Source organism: Krasilnikovia sp. MM14-A1259, from assembly GCF_047159535.1.
Classification (GTDB): domain Bacteria; phylum Actinomycetota; class Actinomycetes; order Mycobacteriales; family Micromonosporaceae; genus Actinoplanes.
Genome location: NZ_BAAGAJ010000002.1, coordinates 5,623,533 through 5,642,827, shown reverse-complemented (window position 1 = coordinate 5,642,827; position 19,295 = coordinate 5,623,533). Strand labels below are relative to the sequence as shown.

The 19,295-nt window shown below is 71.9% G+C and carries 22 protein-coding genes; 10 read left to right on the top strand and 12 right to left on the bottom strand.

The features are described 5' to 3' along the window. Positions 1-35: 35 nt before the first annotated feature. Together ACMCNK_RS25545 and ACMCNK_RS25540 are read right to left on the bottom strand one after the other, a co-directional pair. On the bottom strand, positions 36-662 hold the full coding sequence (locus ACMCNK_RS25545; RefSeq protein ID WP_412738898.1) for an HAD family hydrolase: 627 nt from the start codon (positions 660-662) through the stop codon (positions 36-38). Then, the gene (locus ACMCNK_RS25540; RefSeq protein WP_412738897.1) at positions 659-859 is read right to left on the bottom strand and encodes a hypothetical protein; all 201 of its coding nucleotides are present in this window, start codon (positions 857-859) and stop codon (positions 659-661) included. The genes ACMCNK_RS25545 and ACMCNK_RS25540 overlap by 4 nt, the downstream gene beginning before the upstream one ends. A gap of 78 nt (positions 860-937) precedes the next feature. On the opposite strand from ACMCNK_RS25540, the gene ACMCNK_RS25535 reads away from it, so the two are divergent. Both ACMCNK_RS25535 and ACMCNK_RS25530 read left to right on the top strand, forming a co-directional pair. Continuing rightward, positions 938-3,370, top strand: coding sequence for a helicase-associated domain-containing protein (locus ACMCNK_RS25535; RefSeq protein WP_412738896.1), 2,433 nt, complete (start codon positions 938-940; stop codon positions 3,368-3,370). Positions 3,371-3,544: 174 nt separating this feature from the next. Continuing rightward, entirely contained in the window at positions 3,545-5,206 is a 1,662-nt protein-coding gene (locus ACMCNK_RS25530) for a DNA repair helicase XPB (protein ID WP_412738895.1), read from the top strand. 6 nt (positions 5,207-5,212) lie between these two features. Here ACMCNK_RS25530 and ligD (ACMCNK_RS25525) read toward each other — a convergent pair whose 3' ends face one another. Together ligD (ACMCNK_RS25525) and ligD (ACMCNK_RS25520) are read right to left on the bottom strand one after the other, a co-directional pair. Continuing rightward, positions 5,213-6,118 (bottom strand): non-homologous end-joining DNA ligase, encoded by a 906-nt coding sequence (gene ligD / locus ACMCNK_RS25525; RefSeq protein WP_412738894.1) that lies wholly within the window; start codon positions 6,116-6,118, stop codon positions 5,213-5,215. Next, on the bottom strand, positions 6,108-7,067 hold the full coding sequence (ligD, locus tag ACMCNK_RS25520; RefSeq protein WP_412738893.1) for a non-homologous end-joining DNA ligase: 960 nt from the start codon (positions 7,065-7,067) through the stop codon (positions 6,108-6,110). The genes ligD (ACMCNK_RS25525) and ligD (ACMCNK_RS25520) overlap by 11 nt, the downstream gene beginning before the upstream one ends. Before the next feature lie 149 nt (positions 7,068-7,216). Between ligD (ACMCNK_RS25520) and ACMCNK_RS25515 the strand changes: the two genes are divergently transcribed. The 3 genes from ACMCNK_RS25515 to ACMCNK_RS25505 are packed head-to-tail and all read left to right on the top strand — an operon-like array spanning position 7,217 to position 10,026. Beyond that, on the top strand, positions 7,217-8,176 hold the full coding sequence (locus tag ACMCNK_RS25515) for a Ku protein (RefSeq protein ID WP_412738892.1): 960 nt from the start codon (positions 7,217-7,219) through the stop codon (positions 8,174-8,176). 13 nt (positions 8,177-8,189) lie between these two features. Then, a complete protein-coding gene (locus tag ACMCNK_RS25510) occupies positions 8,190-8,678 on the top strand; it encodes an NUDIX domain-containing protein (protein ID WP_412738891.1) in 489 nt (162 codons plus the stop codon). A 40-nt stretch (positions 8,679-8,718) separates the two neighbouring features. Next, entirely contained in the window at positions 8,719-10,026 is a 1,308-nt protein-coding gene (locus tag ACMCNK_RS25505; RefSeq protein WP_412738890.1) for an MFS transporter, read from the top strand. A 26-nt stretch (positions 10,027-10,052) separates the two neighbouring features. Here the strand turns inward: ACMCNK_RS25505 and ACMCNK_RS25500 are convergent, their stop codons facing one another. Next, a complete protein-coding gene (locus ACMCNK_RS25500; protein ID WP_412738889.1) occupies positions 10,053-10,520 on the bottom strand; it encodes a DUF2231 domain-containing protein in 468 nt (155 codons plus the stop codon). 429 nt (positions 10,521-10,949) lie between these two features. Here ACMCNK_RS25500 and ACMCNK_RS25495 point away from each other — a divergent pair, with 429 nt between their 5' ends. From ACMCNK_RS25495 to ACMCNK_RS25475, 5 genes are all read left to right on the top strand, one after another. Further along, positions 10,950-11,393, top strand: coding sequence for a DUF6232 family protein (locus ACMCNK_RS25495; RefSeq protein ID WP_412738888.1), 444 nt, complete (start codon positions 10,950-10,952; stop codon positions 11,391-11,393). 182 nt (positions 11,394-11,575) lie between these two features. Continuing rightward, positions 11,576-12,496, top strand: a complete 921-nt coding sequence (locus ACMCNK_RS25490; protein ID WP_412738887.1) for a helix-turn-helix domain-containing protein — start codon at positions 11,576-11,578, stop codon at positions 12,494-12,496. Positions 12,497-12,557: 61 nt separating this feature from the next. Then, complete coding sequence (locus ACMCNK_RS25485; protein ID WP_412738886.1) at positions 12,558-12,755, top strand: DUF397 domain-containing protein; 198 nt, start codon at positions 12,558-12,560, stop codon at positions 12,753-12,755. A gap of 202 nt (positions 12,756-12,957) precedes the next feature. Further along, entirely contained in the window at positions 12,958-13,155 is a 198-nt protein-coding gene (locus ACMCNK_RS25480) for a DUF397 domain-containing protein (protein WP_412738885.1), read from the top strand. After that, positions 13,152-13,781 carry a DUF6226 family protein gene (locus ACMCNK_RS25475; RefSeq protein ID WP_412740989.1) on the top strand — a complete coding sequence of 210 codons (630 nt, stop codon included), beginning with the start codon at positions 13,152-13,154 and terminating at the stop codon, positions 13,779-13,781. Before ACMCNK_RS25480 ends, ACMCNK_RS25475 begins: the two co-directional genes overlap by 4 nt. Positions 13,782-13,823: 42 nt before the next feature. On the opposite strand, the gene ACMCNK_RS25470 is transcribed toward ACMCNK_RS25475, so the two are convergent. The 7 genes from ACMCNK_RS25470 to ACMCNK_RS25440 form a co-directional block, all read right to left on the bottom strand. Beyond that, positions 13,824-15,053: a geranylgeranyl reductase family protein gene (locus tag ACMCNK_RS25470; protein WP_412738884.1), complete on the bottom strand. Its 1,230-nt coding sequence runs from the start codon at positions 15,051-15,053 to the stop codon at positions 13,824-13,826. A 227-nt stretch (positions 15,054-15,280) separates the two neighbouring features. Continuing rightward, positions 15,281-15,805 (bottom strand): pyridoxamine 5'-phosphate oxidase family protein, encoded by a 525-nt coding sequence (locus ACMCNK_RS25465; protein WP_412738883.1) that lies wholly within the window; start codon positions 15,803-15,805, stop codon positions 15,281-15,283. A 31-nt stretch (positions 15,806-15,836) separates the two neighbouring features. Beyond that, positions 15,837-16,106, bottom strand: coding sequence for a DUF6959 family protein (locus ACMCNK_RS25460; RefSeq protein ID WP_412738882.1), 270 nt, complete (start codon positions 16,104-16,106; stop codon positions 15,837-15,839). Then, a complete protein-coding gene (locus ACMCNK_RS25455) occupies positions 16,096-16,656 on the bottom strand; it encodes a response regulator (RefSeq protein WP_412738881.1) in 561 nt (186 codons plus the stop codon). The genes ACMCNK_RS25460 and ACMCNK_RS25455 overlap by 11 nt, the downstream gene beginning before the upstream one ends. Positions 16,657-16,772: 116 nt before the next feature. Beyond that, a complete protein-coding gene (locus ACMCNK_RS25450) occupies positions 16,773-17,435 on the bottom strand; it encodes a GNAT family N-acetyltransferase (protein WP_412738880.1) in 663 nt (220 codons plus the stop codon). Positions 17,436-17,652: 217 nt separating this feature from the next. Then, positions 17,653-18,123 (bottom strand): STAS domain-containing protein, encoded by a 471-nt coding sequence (locus tag ACMCNK_RS25445; RefSeq protein ID WP_412738879.1) that lies wholly within the window; start codon positions 18,121-18,123, stop codon positions 17,653-17,655. A gap of 85 nt (positions 18,124-18,208) precedes the next feature. Then, positions 18,209-19,186: a helix-turn-helix transcriptional regulator gene (locus ACMCNK_RS25440; protein ID WP_412738878.1), complete on the bottom strand. Its 978-nt coding sequence runs from the start codon at positions 19,184-19,186 to the stop codon at positions 18,209-18,211. Between the last annotated feature and the right edge of the window lie 109 nt (positions 19,187-19,295).

Below are 19,295 nucleotides of genomic sequence, written 5' to 3'. Positions count from 1 at the left end.
CTTCACTCAATGGACACATGCGCTCACCGCAAAGGCTATCCAGCCGCGCGGCCGGACCCAACCGCAATCTCCCGTACGAGCGCGGGGAACTCCGTGAGGTCGGGCATCACGTACGTGGCGCCTGCGGCGCTCAGCTCGTCGGCGCTGCACGGCCCCGTGGCCACGCCGATCCCCGGCACCTCGGCGGTCGTGGCGGCGACCATGTCGGCGACGTGATCCCCGACGTACCAGCGGACGCCGTGTTCGGTCAGCGCCGCCGCCTTGCCCTCCGCGAACAGGTCACCGGCAACCACGTCGGCGTGGATGCCGAGGTGGTCGAGGTGCAGCTCGGCGAGCCGGCCGAGCTTGGAGGTGACCACCACGACCCGCAGGCCGAGCTCACGGACCGCGGCCAGCGCCTCGACCGCGCCGGGCATGGGCCCGGTCGGGGTGATCGCGTGATCCTCGTACAGCGCGCGGTACGTGGTGACGGCCTGCTCGACCTGCTCCGCCGGGAACCACTGGCTCAGCTCGTGCCGCAGTGGCGGGCCGAGCCGGGTCACCGCCAGGTCGGCGTCGATGTGCACCCCGGTGGCCGCCGTCAGCGCCCGGTAGGCCGCCCTGATCCCCGGCCGCGAGTCGATCAGGGTCATGTCCAGGTCGAAGCCGACCGCGGGACTCACGAGGAGGTCGAGGGCGCGTAGGTCAGCCGCTCCACCGGCAAGGGGAAGGTCTGGTCGTCACCGAACGGGGACGGTGCCGCGGGGCGGTCCGATACCAGCTCGGACACCGTCAGGTAGCCGTCCTTCGGCGTCTGGGCCCGGCTGCCCGATGCCCTGTCGCCGGTCGCCGGTGTGCCCGCTACCTTCGCCTGTGCCACGTTCGTCCCTCCGCATCGCTTCCGGGCCCACGCCCTGGGCCCGTCACCATCGTCCCATGGCGGCTAGCGTGGAACGCGATGGCCACCAACTTCGCCGACCAGCTGCGGTCGCTGTCGGACACCGCGCTCGGGGCGCTGATCCACCTCCGCCCCGATCTCGTCGTGCCCCTGCCCGCCGACGTGTCGGCGCTGGCCGTCCGCGCACAGTCCCGTGGTTCCGTGGCCCGGTGCCTGGACTCGCTCGACGAGTTCACCCTGCACATCCTCGACGCGGCCCGGCTCAGCCGTGACCCGGAGACGATCCTGACCTCGGTCGCGGCGATCACCGAGCTGGCCGCCGCGGCCCCCTCCGCCGACGTACGGGCGGCCGTCGACCGGCTACGGGCCCGCTTCCTGCTGCACGGGCCGGAGGACGAGCTGCAGGTCACCGCCGCCGTGGACGAGGTGACGTCGCCGTACCCGGCGGGGCTGGGGCGCCCGGCGGACTACCTCGACCCGTTGGCCGCCGCACTGTGCGCCGACCGGGCGAAGCTGCGCCGTACCGTGCTGGCCGCACCCCCGGCCTCGCGCGCCGTACTCGATCGGCTGGCCGCGGGGCCGCCGGTTGGTGCGCTCAATGCGGCCGCAATGGCCGAGCCGGTGCGCTGGCTGGTCGAGCACCACGTGCTCGTGCCGGTGTCCGATGCGGGCCGGGCGCCCCGCCCGGACGGCGAGCTGGTGGAGCTGCCCCGGGAGGTCGGGTTGCTGCTGCGCCGCGACACCGGCCCGCTGGGGCCGCTGCGGCCGTTCGCGCCGACACCGCCGTCGCCGGTGCGCGAGGTCAAGTCGGTGGACTCGGCCGGTGCGGGGCAGGTGATGGAGGCGGTGCGGATCACCGAGGCGATGCTCGAGGCGCTCGCGACCGAACCGGCCGCGGTCCTCAAGACTGGAGGGCTCGGCGTACGGGATCTCAAACGCCTGGCCCGCGCCACCGGCCAGGACGAGCCCACGGTGGCGTTGCTGCTGGAGGTGGCGTACGCGGCGGGCCTGGTCGGCGAGGCGGACGCTTCCGGGGCGGGGCGTGGGGCGGTGTCGAGCCGGGCCGCGGGCGGGGTCGACGAGACGTTCCTGCCGACCAGCACGTACGACCTGTGGCGGGCCACCGGGATCGCGCAGCGCTGGGACACCCTGGCCCGTTCGTGGCTGGTGATGACCCGCCAGCCGAGCCTGGTCGGGCAGCGCGACGAGCGGGACCGCCCGATTGCCGCGCTCGCCCCGGACGCGGAGCGCGCCGGGGCACCCCACGCCCGCCGGGAGGCGCTGAACGTCCTCGCCGGCCTGCCCGCGGGGACCGCCCCGAGCGTGGACGGGGTGCTGGGCCTGCTGGCGTGGCAGGCGCCGCGGCGCGCCCGTGGGCGGGAGCCCGCGCACCGCGACGCGATGTCGAGCGCCGCGGCTCTCGGCGTCACCGCGCTCGGTGCGATCACCTCGTACGGCCGGCTGCTGCTGGCCGACCCGGCCGAGGCGGACCCGGATCCGCTGGGGGTGGATCCGGAGCACCCGCCGACCGGGCCGGAGTTGGCCCGGGTGCTGGACGCGTTGCTGCCCGTACCGGTGGATCACGTCCTGGTGCAGGCGGACCTGTCGGTCGTGGTGCCGGGCCCGCCGGAGCCGGAGCTGGCCGCCGAGCTGGATGTCGTGGCGGAGCACGAGTCCGCGGGCGGGGCCAGCGTGCACCGGGTGACGGCGGCCAGCGTGCGGCGCGCCCTGGACGTCGGGTACGGCGCCACCGACCTGCATGCGCTGTTCCGCAGGCGGTCGCGTACGCCGGTGCCGCAGGCGCTGACGTATCTGATCGACGACGCGGCGCGTACCCATGGCGGGCTGCGCACCGGGTCGGCGGGGGCGTACCTGCGCAGTGACGACGAGGTGCTGGTGGCGGAGGCGCTGGCGGACAAGCGGCTGGCCCCGCTGGCGCTGCGCCGGATCGCGCCGACCGTGATGGTCACGCCGTTCCCGGTGGCGCGTCTGCTGGGGGCGCTGCGGGAGGCGGGTTATGCGCCGGTGGCGGAGGATGCGGGTGGCGCCGCGGTGCTGACCCGGCCGAAGGTGCGCCGGTCGGCTCCGCGTACCCCGCTGGCGGCGAAGGTGGCGGACCAGGCCGCGCCCCTGCAGTTGGCCGGGCCGCGGCTGGCCGGGGTGGTCGAGCAGATCCGGCGCGGCGACATCGCGACCCGGGCGGCGCGGCGCGCTCCGGTGACGGTCCGCGCCGCGCACGGCCAGGGGGTGCCCGGGCTGACCGCGGTGCAGGCGCACGGCCAGGCGATGGCGGTGCTGCAGCAGGCGGTGCGGGACAAGGCCCTGGTGTGGGTGGGGTACGTGGACTCGCACGGCGCGACCCTGTCGCGGCTGGTCCGGCCGGTGTCGCTGAGCGCGGGCTACCTGCGTGCGGAGGACGAGCGGACGGAGACGCTGCACACGTTCGCCCTGCACCGGATCACGGCTGCCGTGGCCGAGTCTGAGCAGGGGTAGGCACGGCGGACCGCATGCCCCCGTTGGCCTCGCGCACGCGGTCGTCCGCCGTTGCCACCGGGCAGTGATCCGCCCGGGTCTGAAGCTTTGCATGCGAGGTCAAGCGGGGCTTCGCGGGCTGCCGGGCCGTGTCAGACTGGAGGGTCGATTCCGGTTCGTGGAAGGGCGCGTGTGGTGAGCGGCGGACCCCTGATCGTGCAGTCCGACAAGACCCTGCTGCTGGAGGTGGATCATGCCGACGCGCAGGCGTGCCGGATGGCGATCGCGCCGTTCGCGGAGCTGGAGCGCTCGCCGGAGCACGTGCACACGTACCGGCTGACGCCGCTGGGCCTGTGGAATGCGCGGGCGGCCGGGCACGACGCGGAGAGCGTGGTCGACGCGCTGATCAAGTTCTCGCGTTACCCGGTGCCGCACGCGCTGCTGGTGGACGTGGCCGAGACGATGGACCGGTACGGCCGCCTGCAGTTGCTCAACGACCCCGTGCACGGGCTGGTCCTGCGCGGGCTGGACAAGATCGTGCTGATCGAGGTGGCCAAGAGCAAGAAGCTCGCGGGCATGCTCGGCGCCCGCCTCGACGACGAGACCATCGCGGTGCACGGCTCGGAACGGGGCCGGCTCAAGCAGGCGCTGCTCAAGCTGGGCTGGCCCGCCGAGGACCTGGCCGGGTACGTGGACGGCGAGGCCCACCCGATCGAGCTGGCCGAAGACGGCTGGCACCTGCGCTCGTACCAGCGGGAGGCGGTGGACGGGTTCTGGGCGGGCGGCTCCGGGGTGGTGGTGCTGCCGTGCGGGGCGGGCAAGACGCTGGTCGGGGCGGCCGCCATGGCGGTCGCGAAGGCGACCACGCTGATCCTGGTCACCAACACCGTGGCGGGGCGGCAGTGGAAGCGGGAGCTGATCGCCCGTACGTCGCTGACCGAGGAGGAGATCGGCGAGTACTCGGGTGAGCGCAAGGAGATCCGCCCGGTCACGATCGCCACGTACCAGGTGCTGACGGCGCGGCGCGGTGGCGCGTTCACCCATCTGGACCTGTTCGGGGCGCGCGACTGGGGTCTGGTGATCTACGACGAGGTGCACCTGCTGCCCGCGCCGATCTTCCGGTTCACCGCGGACCTGCAGGCCCGGCGCCGGCTGGGCCTGACCGCGACGCTCGTGCGCGAGGACGGCCGGGAAGGCGACGTGTTCTCCCTGATCGGCCCGAAGCGCTACGACGCGCCGTGGAAGGACATCGAGGCGCAGGGCTGGATCGCCCCGGCGGAGTGCGTCGAGGTCCGGGTGACGCTGACGGACGCGGAGCGGATGGCGTACGCGGTGACCGAGGCCGAGGAACGCTACCGGGTCGCGTCGACCGCGCGGACGAAGCTGCCCGTGGTCCGTGCCCTGCTGGCCCGGCACGCGCACGAGCAGACGCTGGTGATCGGCGGCTACCTGGACCAGTTGCACGACCTCGCCGAGTATCTGGAGGCTCCGATCGTGCAGGGCGCGACCACCAACAAGGAGCGGGAGCGGCTGTTCGACGAGTTCCGTTCCGGCGCGCTGCGCACCCTGGTCGTGTCGAAGGTCGGCAACTTCTCCATCGACCTGCCGGAGGCGGCGGTGGCGATCCAGGTGTCCGGCACGTTCGGCTCCCGGCAGGAGGAGGCGCAGCGGCTGGGCCGGGTGCTGCGCCCGAAGGCGGACGGCCGCCAGGCGCATTTCTACACCGTGGTGTCGCGGGACACGATCGACACCGAGTACGCGGCGCACCGGCAGCGTTTCCTGGCCGAGCAGGGGTACGCGTACACGATCGTCGACGCGGACGACGTGCTCGGCCCGCCGCTGCCCACGGTGGACTGACGCCGCTCAGGGCACCGCGGGCCCGGGGTTCAGCAGGTCGGCGAGCAGGTCGCCGTCCCGTTCCACGCGGTCGAGCACCTCGCTCGCGGTGTACGGCCGGGCCGGCGCGTCGCCGACCGCGACCGCTTCCACCTCCGCCCAGGTCAGCGGCGTCGACACGGTCGGGGTGGGCTGGGCGCGCAGCGAGTATGGCGCCACGGTGGTCTTCGCCGCGGCGTTCTGGCTCCAGTCGATGAAGACCTTGCCGGGCCGGATCGCCTTGGTCATCCGCGCGGTGATCGAGCCCGGCACCTGCGCGGACAGTTCCTCGGCGACCCGCTTGGCGTACCCGCTGACGTGCTCCGCGGACTGGGTGCCCGCGATCGGGCAGCACAATTGCATGCCCTTCTTCCCGGAGGTCTTCGGGTACGCGGCGACGCCGTCGGCGGCCAGCCGGTCCCGCACGAGCACCGCCACCGCACAGCATTCGTGCAGCCCGGCAGGCTCGCCCGGGTCCAGGTCGATGACCATCAGGTCGGGATCGGCGCCGATGCGCCACTGCGGGGTGTGCAGTTCCAGGGAGGCGATGTTGGCCACCCACACGAGCGTGGCCAGGTCGTCGACCACCACGAAGTCGATCGTTTCGCGGCTTTTCGTGGAACCGGGCACGGGCAGCCGTTCCAGCCGTACCCAGTTCGGGGTGCCGCCGGGCGCGTTCTTCTCGAAGAAGTGGGCGGCCTCGACGCCGTTGGGGTACCGGATGCGGGTCAGGGCCCGGTCCCGCAGGTGCGGCAGCAGCGCCGGGGCGACCCGCGTGTAGTAGTCGACGACTTCGCCCTTGGTGAACCCGGCCGCCGGGTACAGAATCTTGTCGAGGTTGGACAGTTCCAGGTCACGCCCGTCGATGTGGACGACGAAGCGTTCACGAGGCACGGTCGTCCTCCTCCTCTTCCGCACACACCTCGGGGGTTTTGTCCGGGCGCAGCCGCAGGAACCGGGGGAAGCGCAGCCGCCCGTCCGGGGTGCGGTTGCCGTACCGGATCTCGACCACCAGTTCGGGGCGTACCCAGTGTGCGCCGCGGGAGTCCTCCCGGGGGACCGCGCCGGGGGCGAACGGTGACTCCGTGGCGGCCAGGGGCCGCAGCACCGCGAGCAGTTCCTGTTCGGCCGCCGCGCCGATGCCGCCGCCGACCCGGCCCCGGAACTGCAGCGCTCCGTCGGGGCCGGGTACGCCGACGAGCAGGCCGCCGAGGCGCCGGGCGCCGGAACGCCACCCGCCGATCACGTAGTCGCCGGTCCGGTCGAACTTGACCTTGATCCAGTCGGCGGAGCGGGCGCCCGGCACGTACGGCGCGTCCACCCGTTTGGCGACCACGCCTTCCAGGGAGTGCTCGCGGGCGGCGGCCGCGGTGGCGGCGCCGTCGGGGAAGGCGGGCGGCACCGTCCAGTGCGGCCCTTCCAGTTCCAGGGCTTCCAGCCGGGCGCGGCGTTGCGCGTACGGCTGGTCCATCAGCGTCTCGTCGCCGCACCGAAGCAGATCGAAGATCATGTACGTGGCGGGCAGGCTCGCCGCGAGCCGGGCCGCGCGCCCGGTGTCGCGCACGTGCATCCGCTCGGCGAGCGCGGTGAACGAGGGCCGCCCGGTCGCGTCGAGCACCACCATTTCGCCGTCCAGCAGCGTCCCCGCGGGCAGGTCCAGCGGCGCCACCTCGGGGTACGCCACGGTGACCAGCGTGCCGGAGCGGGCCCACAGCCGGGGCCGCTCGCCGGCGAACGACGCCAGCACGCGCACGCCGTCCCACTTGAACTCGTAGCTCCAGCCCGCCCCCGTCGGCAGGGTGCCCGCGGTGGCGAGCATCGGGGACAGCGGTGCACCGGCCATCCGATCACCTTAGGCAGGTGCGAACACCTTACGCAGGCGTGTCGGTGATGCGATCCTGATCGGGTACGAACGCGATTCCGGCAGCTCAGCCCGGGTATGAATCAGCCCGGGTTTGAACAGGGGCGGCTGCCACGGCGGAAGGGCGGGGCATGCGGGCGATCTGGAAGGGCGCGGTGTCGTTCGGCCTCGTGTCGATCTCGGTCAAGCTCTTCTCGGCCACCGAGGAGAAGGACATCCGCTTCCACCAGGTCCACCGCACGGACGGCGGCCGGATCAAGTACAAGCGGGTCTGCTCCGTGGACGGCGAGGAGGTCAGCTACGACGACATCGCCAAGGGGTACGACATCGGCGGCGGCGAGATGGTCATCCTCACCGACGAGGACTTCTCGGATCTGCCGCTGACCACCTCGCACGCGATCGACGTGCTGGCGTTCGTCCCCGCCGACCAGATCGACCCGATCATGTACGCGAAGGCGTACTACCTGGAGCCCGAGGGCCAGGCCGCCAAGCCGTACGTGTTGCTGCGCGACGCCCTGACCGACGCCGACCGGGTCGCGATCGTGAAGGTGGCGCTGCGCCAGCGTGAGCAGCTCGCCACGTTGCGGGTCCGCGACGACGTGCTGGTGCTGAACACGATGCTCTGGCCCGACGAGGTACGCACTCCCGACTTCGGCTTCCTGGACGAGCACGTCGAGACCCGTCCTGCCGAGCTGGCCATGGCCAGTTCCCTGATCGACTCGATGGCGGCCAGTTTCAAGCCGGACGAGTTCACGGATAACTATCGCGCCGCACTGCAGGAGGTCATCGACGCCAAGGTGGAGGGCCGCGAGGTCGTCACGCCGGAGGAGGCGGAGGAGGCACCGGCGGCCGCGGTGGATCTGATGGCCGCGCTGAAGGCGTCCGTGGAGCGGGCCAAGGCGGCACGCGGTGAGAAGCCGGAGGCCAGGGCCCGGGCGATCGAGGCCACCCCGCTGAAGGCCGCGGCGAAGAAGACGGCGACCACCAAGAAGGCCGCCCCGGCGAAGAAGACCGCCGCCGCCAAGAAGACCACCACCACTGCTGCGAAGAAGGCCACCCCGGCCAAGAAGGCGGCCAAGAAGTCCGCGTGACTAGGCTGACGCCGTGGGATTGACGTGGGCTGAGTCTTACCTGGGCCGGGTGCGCGCGAGCGTGGGCGACGCCGACACTCTGCTGTTCGTGGGGGCGCGCGGGGTGATCCTCGACGACGCGAACCGGCTGCTGCTGATCCAGCGTTCCGACAATCAGCGGTGGGCGATCCCGGCGGGCGCGATGGAGCTGGGCGAGAGCATGCAGGATTGCGCGGTGCGCGAGGTGTGGGAGGAGACCGGGCTGCGCGCGACGGCGCTCACCCCGTTCGCGTTCTACAGCGGGTACACGTTCACCAACGGCTACGGCCACACGTACCAGCAGATTCTCATGTCGTTCCGGATCCACGCCTGGGAGGGCGAGCTGCAGACGGTGACGGACGAGTCCGTGGATGCCGGATTCTTCCCGCTGGACGCGTTGCCGGGGCCACGGTCGTTCATCATCGACGAGACGCTCGCCGATCTGGCCGCGTTCGAGCGCACCGGCACCATGGTGCTCAAGTAACGCGAATATCGCTCGGCCGCCACGCCGGGTGCGTGGCAGGATGCCGGGCGTGACCGACCGACCCCGGCGGCGGCTGGGGCTGGACCTCACGCCGCTGCGCACCTCCCGCGACTACCGCCTGGTGTTCGCCGGCGGCGCGGTGTCCGGCTTCGGCTCGTTCATCACGTACGTCACGATCCCGTTCCAGGTCGCGGCCATCACCCGTGATCCCCTCGCGGTGGGCCTGCTCGGCGTCTGCGAGCTGGTGCCGTTGCTCGTGATGGCGTTCGTGGGCGGGGCACTGGCCGACTTCCTGGACCGGCGCCTGCTGGTCCGCGGCGGCGAGCTCGCACTGGCCGCGCTGTGCGGCGTACTGCTGGTCAACGCCCTGTCCGACCGCCCGCACCTGTGGCTGCTGTACCTGGTCGCCGCGGCGACCGCCGCCATCGACGGCGTGCAGCGCCCGGCGCTGGAGGCGATGGTCCCGCGGCTGGTGACTCCGGAGGAGATCCCCGCGACCAGCGCGCTGCAGTCGCTGGGCATGCAGATCGCCCAGCTCGGAGGCCCGGCGCTGGCCGGAGTGCTGCTGGCCACGATCGACCTGGCCTGGGTGTACGCGTTCGACCTGGCGACGTTCGCGGTCTCGGTGACCTGCCTTTCGCTGGTCCGCGCGGTCCCGCCCCCGCCGGACGCGGACCGCCCGTCGATCCGCTCCGTGGTCACCGGCCTGCGGTACGCGGCGAGCCGCCCCGAGCTGCTCGGCACGTACCTGGTCGACATCAACGCGATGTTCTTCGGCATGCCGCAGGCGCTCTACCCGTTCCTCGCGCTGCAGCTCGGCGGCCCCAAGGTGCTCGGCCTGCTCTACGCCGCTCCCGCGGTCGGCTCGTTGCTGGCCACGGTCGGCTCCGGCTGGACCGGCCGGGTGCACCGGCACGGCCTCATGGTGATCGTCGCGGCGGCACTGTGGGGGGTCGGCATCATCGGGGTGGGCCTGTCGCACACGCTGTGGCTGACGCTGTTCTGCCTGGCGTTCGCGGGCGCCGCCGACATGGTCTCGGGGATCTTCCGCAGCATCATCTGGAGCCAGACCATCCCGGACCATCTGCGCGGGCGGCTCGCCGGGATCGAGATGCTGTCGTACACCACCGGCCCGATGCTCGGGCAGTTGCGTTCCGGGCTGATGGCCCGGACCCGGCTCGGGGTGGGCGGCTCCATCTGGGTGGGCGGGGTGCTGTGCGTGGCCGGCACCGCGGTGCTCGCGGCGGCGCTGCCGAAGTTCGTCCGCTACGACGGCGCGAACGGCATCGCCCGAAAGAAGGCCGAGGACGAGGCGTGGACGGCGGCCGCCGCGGCCCGCGCCGCCTGATCGCAGCCCGGCCGGCTCCGGCGCGGTCAGAAGATCCGGATCCCGGCCTGCGCGTGGGCGATCGGGGCCGGGGGACTGTGCCGCTTGACGAGCGTCCCGCCGTACCAGATCGCGACGCCTCCCGCGCCGAGCGCAAGCAACTCGACGACCAGCAGGCCGCCGCCGGCGACCCGGTCCGGGGTGCGCATCCGCAGGATGAGGATGACCGCGAACAGGATCAGGACCCCCATGCTGGTCAGGATCTGCAGCATGCCGGCCCGCTTGGCGGGCGTGCCGTGCGGCACGTACGCCATGTCGATGGCGCCGGCTACGGTGGCGAGGGCGCCGGCCGCGAGGCCCGCGACAATGTTCCAGTACGCCAGCGCGCCGAGGAAGTGCGGAGCGCCCAGGACATCCGCGACGTCGAAGATGACGGCCAGCGTGAACAGTCCGAGGGGGAACATCACCAGCACCGGGTGCACGGCCTCGCCCGCGATCCGCAGTCGACTTTCCATGTCCTGTTCAGCCTCCCCGGCTGCGGTGTCCTGGACTGTCCGGCTGTGGGAGCCAGCGGGGCACAGGTGTGACCGTGCATCGTCTCGCGGTGCCTCGACATCCGGTCTACCCGACGCGACTGCCGATGAAACGAGTCTTTGGTCTCTGGCGTGGCGGGCGGCGGTTCGCCCCTCCAGTCGGCTTGTACGCAGTCTGCAACCTGGCAACTTGAGGTGTAGCGATCAGGTGGGTGGCGTGCTCTACTGGAGAGTGCAGGCAACAGGGCGGAGTCGGAGGGAGACATCGCAACGGCACCCGGCGGCAACCGGGTGCCGTTGCCGCCTCTGCGGCCGTGTCATGCGGTAACGAGCGAGGCGAGGAATCCTCTCAGCGCCAATGGTGGCTCGGCCCCCCTCCCCTCGCAAGAAGCGCAGGAGAGGAGTTTCGCGATGAGCACGCGCACCTACTACCGCGGGCCCGACGCCGTGGTGACAGATGAGCATTTCGTGTGGCGCACCGCCTCGCCCCGGGTCTTCGAGATCCGCGAGCTGCAGCAGGTCCGGATGGTGCGCAGCCGGCCCACTCCTCGTGCGTTCGCGGTGCCGGTCGCGGGCGGCGCCGTCCTGCTCGCGGCCGCCGGCTGGACCGCGCTGGCATCCTCGTTTCCGTACGCGCTGGGTTTGCTCACCGTCGTCGTGCCTGGAGCACTGCTGGTGACCTTCACCCGTACGCGTCCACGGACCTGGCAGTTGGAGGCGACCTACCGCGGCCGCGACATCGTCCTCTACGCACAGTCCGACCTGCGAGTGTTCAACCAGGTCAGTCGGGGTTTGCGGCGCGCGATGGAGGCCGCGCGACCGCCCACCACGGGGTACGGCCTGGCCGTCACCTGAATGCCCGGAAGCCACCCCATCGAGTGAGCCCGTTACTTTTTGATGAACTTGTGCGCGCTCAGATTCGTTCTGATATGACAGTAAGTAAGATGACGCGCGACCTCGCTGGGTGCATGTTGGCACTCAGCGAGGTGGCATGATTGCCGCAGATCTCTTCGACTCTCTCCGACGATGAAGGACTCATGGCTGAGGGTGATTCACCCACTGTGGCGCGGCGACGCGTACGCCTGGCACTCCGCGAGGCCCGCGAGGCGGCGGAGCTGACCCAGCAACAGGTCGCCGACGAGATGGAGTGGTCACTCAGCAAAGTCATCCGCATCGAGGGCGGCGAAGTCAGCATCGCACCCAACGACCTGCGCCCGTTACTGACGTACCTCGGTATCAGGGACCGCGCGCGGATCAACGAGTTGCTGCAGGCCGCCAAGATCGCCCGGACCCGGCAGCGCCGGTCGTGGTGGCAGGGCCCGGAGTACCGCGAACACCTCACGGACTCGTTGCGGCGGCTCATCGAGTTCGAGGCCGAGGCGGCCGCGATCCGGTACTACTGCCTCTATCACATGCCGGGCCCCCTGCAGACGCCCAGCTACGCCGAGGCCCTGATGCACAAGTGGGACGAGGAGATGTCCCAGGAACAGATCCGCCACCGGGTCGAGGCACGCCGGCTTCGCCGCGAGACGCTGAACGGGCGGCTCGACCAGATGCGGATCTACATACTCATCGACGAGTCCGTTCTCTGGCGGCCGATCGGCGGCAACGCGGTCATGGCCGAGCAGCTCGAACAGCTCGTCGAACTCACCGACAGCGGCCACGTTCATCTGCGGATGATCCCGTTCACCGTGGACACACCCATGACCAACAATGCCAGTTTCGAGCTGCTGTTCCTGGGCGAGGACCTGCCCGAGAACGCAGTCATGTACCGGGAGAACGGCCTGTCCGACGAGATCGTGGAGGATCGCGCCACGACCACGCGGCACCGCAACCGGTACGACAAGGTATGGACCGCGGCCACGGACGAGGTGGCCACCGTCGCCTTCGTCCGCGACCGGATCACAGCCCTGCGCGCGGCTGCAAACAGTCGCCCAGGCGATACCGATACCCAGTAATCACCGACCCCCGGGCCGGTGACAGCGCTGGCCCGCGGGCACGCCTTGGAAGGACGCGCTCATGACGGACGGCATCGAACCCCAGTGGCGGAAGAGCTCCCGCTGCGGAAGTGGCACCTGCGTCGAGGTGGCGAAGGTGGACGACACGTACCTCGTCCGGGACTCGAAGAATCCCGGCGCCGCCGCTCTCTCGTTCACGGAACAGGAGTGGGCCGCCTTCGTCGAAGGCGTCACCGCCGGCGAGTTCCGCTTCGAATGACCTTCTGATCGCGGTGCGTGCGGTCCGCGGCGCGGGTCGCACGCACTGACACCGGAACGACCACCACCCACACCGTCGGCCACCGCGTGGCGTACCGCCATCGCGGGTTCACTCATGTCCGGTCCCGCCGCTGATCTCCGCTTTTCACCTATCTTGGTCTTTCGGGTCTTGATTTTCGGAGAACCAGCACGGAGGAACGGGCATGGCCGAACAGACAGACCACATCACCTGGCATCGCGCCCGGTGCGGCAGCAACGCCTGCGTCGAGGTCGCCCAGGTGGGCGAGCGGTACCTGATCCGTGACTCGAAGGAACCCACCGCCGCTCCACTGTCGTTCAGCGCCGAGGAGTGGACCGCGTTCGTGCGCGGAATCAAGGAAGGCGAGTTCCCGTTCGCCTGAGCCGCGGCCCGCCGCCGCGGCATACTGCCCAGATGGGGGACGTCCCGCCGGCCGCGACGTATCGCCGCGTCACCGATCCTCTCCGGATCACTGATCCGGAGCGCTTCGGCCTGCTGCACGACGCGGCCGAGACGCTGCTGGACGACCTGACCGAACGGTTCACCGTCGAGCGCCGAGAAACCCGGGAGCCGGGCGAGGGGCGCACGGAGGGACCGCTGGTGCGTACCGTCCGGCTGATCCCGCGTACGCCGGCGGCCGGGCCGCTCGCGGTCGGCTTCACCGACTTCCCCGGTCTCGCGGTACGCCTCGGGCGCTGGCACGAGCTGGCGCTGCCGCTGTGCGGGTGCGACAGCTGCGACGAGGACCCGAAACAGCTCGTCGACGACCTGCACCGGGAGGTGTACGCGCACGTCGAGGGCGGTCTGTGGGAAGGCGTCCGGCGCCGCCTCAACGGTTCGTGGTGGGAGACCCGGCTGGTCGGTCCGGACTTCAGTCAGGGCCGCAGCGGGCTGCTCTCCCCGCGCGACGCCCGTGCCGCCCGGCGCGAGGGCTTCGCCGCCGCGATCCGGTGGGCGCCGTGGCCCCGGCGGCCCGCCGACCCGACCGAGCCACCACCCATGTACTGATTCGTCGCCCGCCGGCCCCGCCGGGAGGCCTGCCGCGTCCGCTCAGCCGGCCGAGGCGTTGCCGCGTCCGCTCACGCCGGCCGGGTCAGCGCGGCAGATACGCGGGGACGGCCAGGTCGGCAATGGCGCGGGGCCGGCCAGCGCGCGAACCGCGACACTGATGAAACGCCTGCGGACGACGTGGGCCATGGACAGCTCACCGCGGCAGAACGACCTGAACGCCCGCCATCCCAGCGGGGTGGCCATCGCCGCGTGCACCAGGCCCGGATGCTGCTCGAACACGCGCAGCAGCCGCCGCCCGGCGACCATCTCCGGCACCAGTTCACGAGCCACCTGCCGCTCGTACCCGGCCAGCGCGTCGACGGAGGCACCGGCCGCCGCGGCCGCCTGGCCCGCCCACGTGCCGGAGCGCAGTGCGTAGCTGATGCCCTCGCGGGTCCATGGCTCCAGCAGGCCCGCGGCATCGCCCACGACCAGCACCCGGTCACGGCGCAACGGCGCGTCGTCGCTGCGGCAGCGGGTCAGGTGGCCGGAGTCGCGCCGCACGGGCCGGTCCGCCAGGCCCAGCCGCTCCAGGAACCTCGCCAGATACTGCTTCGTCTCGCCGCCACGGCCCTTCGCCATGATCACGCCGACGGTCAGCTCGTCGTCCTTCGGAAAGACCCAGCCGTACGAGCCGGGCACCGGACCCCAGTCCAGCAGCACCCGGCCCCGCCACGCGGCACGCTGCGCCGGATCGGCCGCGACCTCCACTTCGAGCCCCAGATCCTGCTGGTCGAACGTGACACCCACGTGGCGCGACGTGATGCCGGCCGAGCCGTCGGCGCCGATCACCACCCCGGCGGTGACCGTCGAGCCGTCCGCGAGCCCGACCGTGGCCGAGCGCGGGCCCTGGGTGAGGCTGCGCACCTGGCAGTTCTGCCGGACCACCGCGCCCGCGGCGACCGCGGCGTCGTGCCAGGCGAGGTCGAAGTCGTCGCGGCGCACCATCGTGAGCAACGGGGCGTCCCCGCCGCGGCGGGTGAACGCGCGCCGCCCGTCGAACGCGAACGTGATCGCGGCGACCGTGTCACGCGCGGGGACGTCGATGCGCGTCGCGGCGATGCCCAGCGACGTGCCGATGAGGCCACCACCGCAGGTCTTGTAGCGGGGATGCGCGGCGCGCTCCAGGACCAGAGTCCTCGCCCCGGCTGATGCTGCGGCGCAGGCGGCCGCGAGGCCCCCGGGCCCTGCTCCGACAACGGCGACATCCCACTCCGGCGCCTCGACCACGAGCGGAGTCTAGCGTCGTCGGGTGCAGGGGCGGGACCGCCGTGCGGCCCCACCCCCGCGCGCAGAACTGCGGCCCCCCTTGCGCGCAGAACTGCGGCCCTCAACCCCGCCCCGGCGGGCGGCGGCCGCACCGATCATTCCCCTGCGCCACGCCGCGCTCACCCTGGGCGACACTGATCTTTGCAGTGAAATACGTCCATAATTTGAACGACCGTCGCTTCCTCCGATCAACCCGGGACGCCGCGCGCGGCGAGCAGCTCCGCACGCTTCCAGGCATACCCGACCATCCAGTGTGGGCGCAGCCGATACATCCGGATGTCGTCGCCCCACGAGAGTGGCGAGCTGCCGTAATGCGCCGTCCAATGATCGATCGTCTCGCCCCAGAGCGGGTCCTCCGGAGTCATGGTCTCGGCCCGGCCATGGCTGAACACGGCCATCTGCTCCCCGTCGATGTGCGCCACGCTGACCGCGGGCCGCGCCGACACGTGACGCGCCTTGGCCGCCGTCCCGCTCGTACTGAACGTCCAGGTCGCGTGCAGGAAGTGGCCGTCCAGCGCGCTGATGCGCGGCTCACCCCCGGCGGTCACCGTGGCCACGCTGAGCACTTTCATCCCGCTGAGCAGCGCGGCCAGATCACGGGCCGACAGCGTGCGGTCGGCGTCGATGATGCCCCGCAGATGCGCGGTGGATGTGGCATGTGAAGCGTCGAGCAGCCGCTGCAACTCGGTCAGCTCGTCGGCGGTCTCCATCATGGGGTCACGCTAGGCCGCCGGTACGACGAATTCAGTACGGCCGCCGAATCCCGCGCTCGGCCAGCGTCCGCTCGTACGTCTCCAGCACCGCGCCGACCTCCTCGACCACATGATCGAGCTCGCCCAGGGCGTCCTCGTCGCCCGGTTCGGCACGCAGCGCCCGCGCCGCCGCGGCCAACTGCAGATGCAGCGCAGCGAAGCTGTCCCCCGGCAGATGGATGCCGGGAAACGCGCGGCCGGGCAGATGCACGACCGCATGATTGCCCGTACGCGCGAGCACCTCCGGCTTGTCAGAGCTCATTCCGCGAGTCTGCCAGCGGATCCGCTGCCACGTCCCCGGTCCGGCCGTCAGCCTCGCCGGGACCGTCGGACGCCAACCGCGCGGCGCGCTGCGGCCACGGCCCGCCGGCGGCAGCGCCGCGTGGCGCGGTGGCCGCCTCAGGGCCGGCCGGTTCCGGGTGACACGGGGTCGTGGCGTGGGAGTGTGGCCCGTACGCGACAAGATCGCGCACCGCGGCGGTCAGCTCCGCGTTCGGCACCGGCTTGAGCAGGACGGCGCAGACACCGGCGCTGCGCAGGACGGAGTCCTCGGCACGCAAGCGGCCACTGAGAATCGCGACCGGCACGTCCCCGATCTCAGGCCGGGCGCGGATCGCGGCGCACAGTTGCGCGCCGTCGAGCCCGGGCATGTCGAGATCGGTGAGCACCACATCCGGCGACACACTCACCGCGAGACGGAACGCGGCGTCGCCGTTGTCGGCGGCGTAGACCGTGAAGTCGGCCCGCTGAAAGAGCCGCTGCAGCCCGTCGCGAAGGTCCGGGTCGTCCTCGGCGAGCAGCAATACGGTCATCGGAACACTCCCGACGCGTTTCCTCTTCAATTGTGCCGACACTACGCCAACCACCCGCGCCCGGTGCGGAATTGCCGCAGCTCACCACCATCGGATTCGGGCCGCGCCGCCGAATGTCACCGCGGCGTGTTCGGCCGCGGTGGCGCGGGCCCGGCGTCCGGCGCGAAATCGACGCGCATCACCGCGCGGCGCGGCGTCGGCGTGGCCACCTCGGTGAAACCCGCGGCCGCGAAGATGCTGCGGCTGCCCACGTACAGCTCGCCCCAGGCGTACGTCCGGCCGGGGCGGGTGATGATCGGATATCCCTCCAGTGCGCGGGCGCCACGCTCCCGCGCATGATCCACCGCGGCGGCCGCCAGCGCCCGGCTGACCCCGCGACGGCGGAATCCCGTACGGGTGACGAAGCAGGTGACGGCCCAGACGCCCGGATCGGCGCGGTCGTCGGCGCGCCCGCTCCACGGCACCCGGCTGCGAAGCAGGCGGACGTACTCGGTGCGGGGTTCGACCGCGCACCACCCGGCCGGCTCGCCGTCGAGAAACGCCACCAGCCCACTCGTCGTACCCGCCGCGGCGTCGTCGCAGTGCGTCTGCTCCCGCAGGCGGCGGGTGCGCTCCTCGACCGGTACCGAGCGCCATTGCGCGTCCCGGATCTTGAACCACTGGCACTGACAGCGCGACGGCTCTCCACGCTCGCCGAAGATCACCGCCAGATCGTCGTGGCTCGCCTCGTTCGCCGGGACGACAGTGATCACACCCGCGGCTGTGTCCGCACCCGCCACCGCACCCTCCGATCCAGCCCCCGGCACCGGTCCGAGGCCGATTCCAGGCTGCCACCGGTCCCGTCCCGCGCGCCGCCGCCGCGCCGTCCGAGCGGGTCGGACCGCACTTCCCCGCGCCGAAGCCGTCATGGGCGAGTTCGCCGCCGACCACCTGTGGCGGGCGGCGTTGATCAGGCCGACCTGGCCTCCCGTCGGAGATCGGCCGCAACCCGTGCGACTACGCCGGCTCGCCGTCGTCGTGCGGCGGCTCGTCCGGCGCGGTCGCGCTCTCGACGATCTCTCGGGATCGGGCCACGATGTCGTGGACCGTCGCGATCAAGCCGCCACCGGCACCGGCCGGGCCCGCCGGACGCGGCGACGATTTCGGTACGGCGTCGAGCAGTTGCGGCCCCGTGATCGCGAGGACGCGTCGCGGTACGCCGGAAGCGTTGACGACCCGGACACGTCCGCCGTACCGGGCGACGGCCGCGTGGTAGCGGATGATGACACCGGCGATCGCGGCGTCGAGGAACGTGACCTCACCGAGGTCGATGTCCACATGCGGCGCCGTGCCCGGCGGGACCGCGTGCAACGCTGCGGCGACCCGGTCACGGACGTTGCGGTCGAGCTCCCCGGCGACGACACAGCGCCGTACGCCGTCGGAGGAGTCCACCCATCGGCAGGTGGGTTCGTCGTTGGTGGCGGCCATATGCGTCCACGGTCACCCAGAGTGGCAGGCCGTGGTAGTACACCGAACGTACGAGGCCGGGCGTGTTGTCTCCCCAGCGAACGCGTCAGTCGTTGCGCAGCGTCGTCTGCGGGGTGACGCCGTACGTCTTGCGGTAGACGGCGGTGAACCGGCTGTGGTTGGCAAACCCCCATCGGGTCGCGATCGCGCCCACCGTGGTCGCCGCAGGGTCCGCGGCGACCAGGTCCCGGTGCGCATGGTCGATGCGGGCGCGACGCACATACGCCATCGGGGGCATGCCGAGGTGGCGGCGGAACGCCAGCTGCACGGCGCGGATGCTGACGTGCGCGGCGGCGGCGATGTCGGCGATGCTGATGTCGTCGGTGGCGTGCCCTTCGATGTACGCAACGGCCCGGCGCACCGTGGCGGTGGAGGCGTCGCACCGGTCCGCGACCGTGGGCTCGGTCAACGCCGTGTTGGGGAAGGCCGTGAGTGTCGCGGCGGCCAGTTGCCGGGCCGCGCTGCCGACGATGAGCGGGGAAGCGGCCGCCTCGGAGTTGTTCAGCAGCTCGGCGACGTAGCAGCGGGTGGACCACCAATGCGCGGCGAGCTCCGCGGACAGCGGGTCCAGGCCGACGAACCGGACCGGTTCGGGCCGGCGCCCGGGCGCGGTCGCCGCCACCCGGGCGATCAGGGCGAGATCGATGACGCAGGCGTCGATGCGGCCCGGCATGACCCGGGCCGTGTACGGCTGGTCGGGCAGCGCGGCGAGGAAGAGGTCGCCGCTGTCGTAGCGGGAGATGTCCGCGCCACGGCGGGCGTGCACCCCGGCGGTCGTCGACCGGTCGACCACGATCGTCTGCAGTGGCTCGACCCGGACGTCCAGGACCGCGGACTGTTCGAACGTGTCGAGCGCGAACGATCCGCCGTTCACGCGTTGATAACGCAGCCGGGCAGGGTGCCGGCTGCGTACCCGCATGCTGCTGTACGAGTCACTGAGCAGTTGCTCGATGGCGTCGGCATCGGTCAGCTCGACCGGCGCAGCGCGCGGCGTGTCCAGGTTCACACGCACCCGCTCAGTCATGCACAGCGCACTCGACGGGCCTGCGCCCGGGCATCGGCCCCATGGCGCACCCCTTCCCTCTCGACGACCGTGCAACCTCGTGTCCCTTTGAGTCTGCCCCGATACGGTG

Coding starts and splice junctions, on each gene's coding strand:
- ligD (WP_412738893.1), bottom strand. CDS start 7,067: ATGGCCGGTGCACCGCTGTCCCCGATGCTCGCCACCGCGGGCACCCTG.
- ACMCNK_RS25505 (WP_412738890.1), top strand. CDS start 8,719: ATGCCGGGCGTGACCGACCGACCCCGGCGGCGGCTGGGGCTGGACCTC.
- ACMCNK_RS25500 (WP_412738889.1), bottom strand. CDS start 10,520: ATGGAAAGTCGACTGCGGATCGCGGGCGAGGCCGTGCACCCGGTGCTG.
- ACMCNK_RS25485 (WP_412738886.1), top strand. CDS start 12,558: ATGACGGACGGCATCGAACCCCAGTGGCGGAAGAGCTCCCGCTGCGGA.
- ACMCNK_RS25490 (WP_412738887.1), top strand. CDS start 11,576: ATGGCTGAGGGTGATTCACCCACTGTGGCGCGGCGACGCGTACGCCTG.
- ACMCNK_RS25495 (WP_412738888.1), top strand. CDS start 10,950: ATGAGCACGCGCACCTACTACCGCGGGCCCGACGCCGTGGTGACAGAT.
- ACMCNK_RS25535 (WP_412738896.1), top strand. CDS start 938: ATGGCCACCAACTTCGCCGACCAGCTGCGGTCGCTGTCGGACACCGCG.
- ACMCNK_RS25455 (WP_412738881.1), bottom strand. CDS start 16,656: ATGACCGTATTGCTGCTCGCCGAGGACGACCCGGACCTTCGCGACGGG.
- ACMCNK_RS25480 (WP_412738885.1), top strand. CDS start 12,958: ATGGCCGAACAGACAGACCACATCACCTGGCATCGCGCCCGGTGCGGC.
- ACMCNK_RS25445 (WP_412738879.1), bottom strand. CDS start 18,123: ATGGCCGCCACCAACGACGAACCCACCTGCCGATGGGTGGACTCCTCC.
- ACMCNK_RS25440 (WP_412738878.1), bottom strand. CDS start 19,186: ATGACTGAGCGGGTGCGTGTGAACCTGGACACGCCGCGCGCTGCGCCG.
- ACMCNK_RS25515 (WP_412738892.1), top strand. CDS start 7,217: ATGCGGGCGATCTGGAAGGGCGCGGTGTCGTTCGGCCTCGTGTCGATC.
- ACMCNK_RS25460 (WP_412738882.1), bottom strand. CDS start 16,106: ATGAGCTCTGACAAGCCGGAGGTGCTCGCGCGTACGGGCAATCATGCG.
- ACMCNK_RS25465 (WP_412738883.1), bottom strand. CDS start 15,805: ATGATGGAGACCGCCGACGAGCTGACCGAGTTGCAGCGGCTGCTCGAC.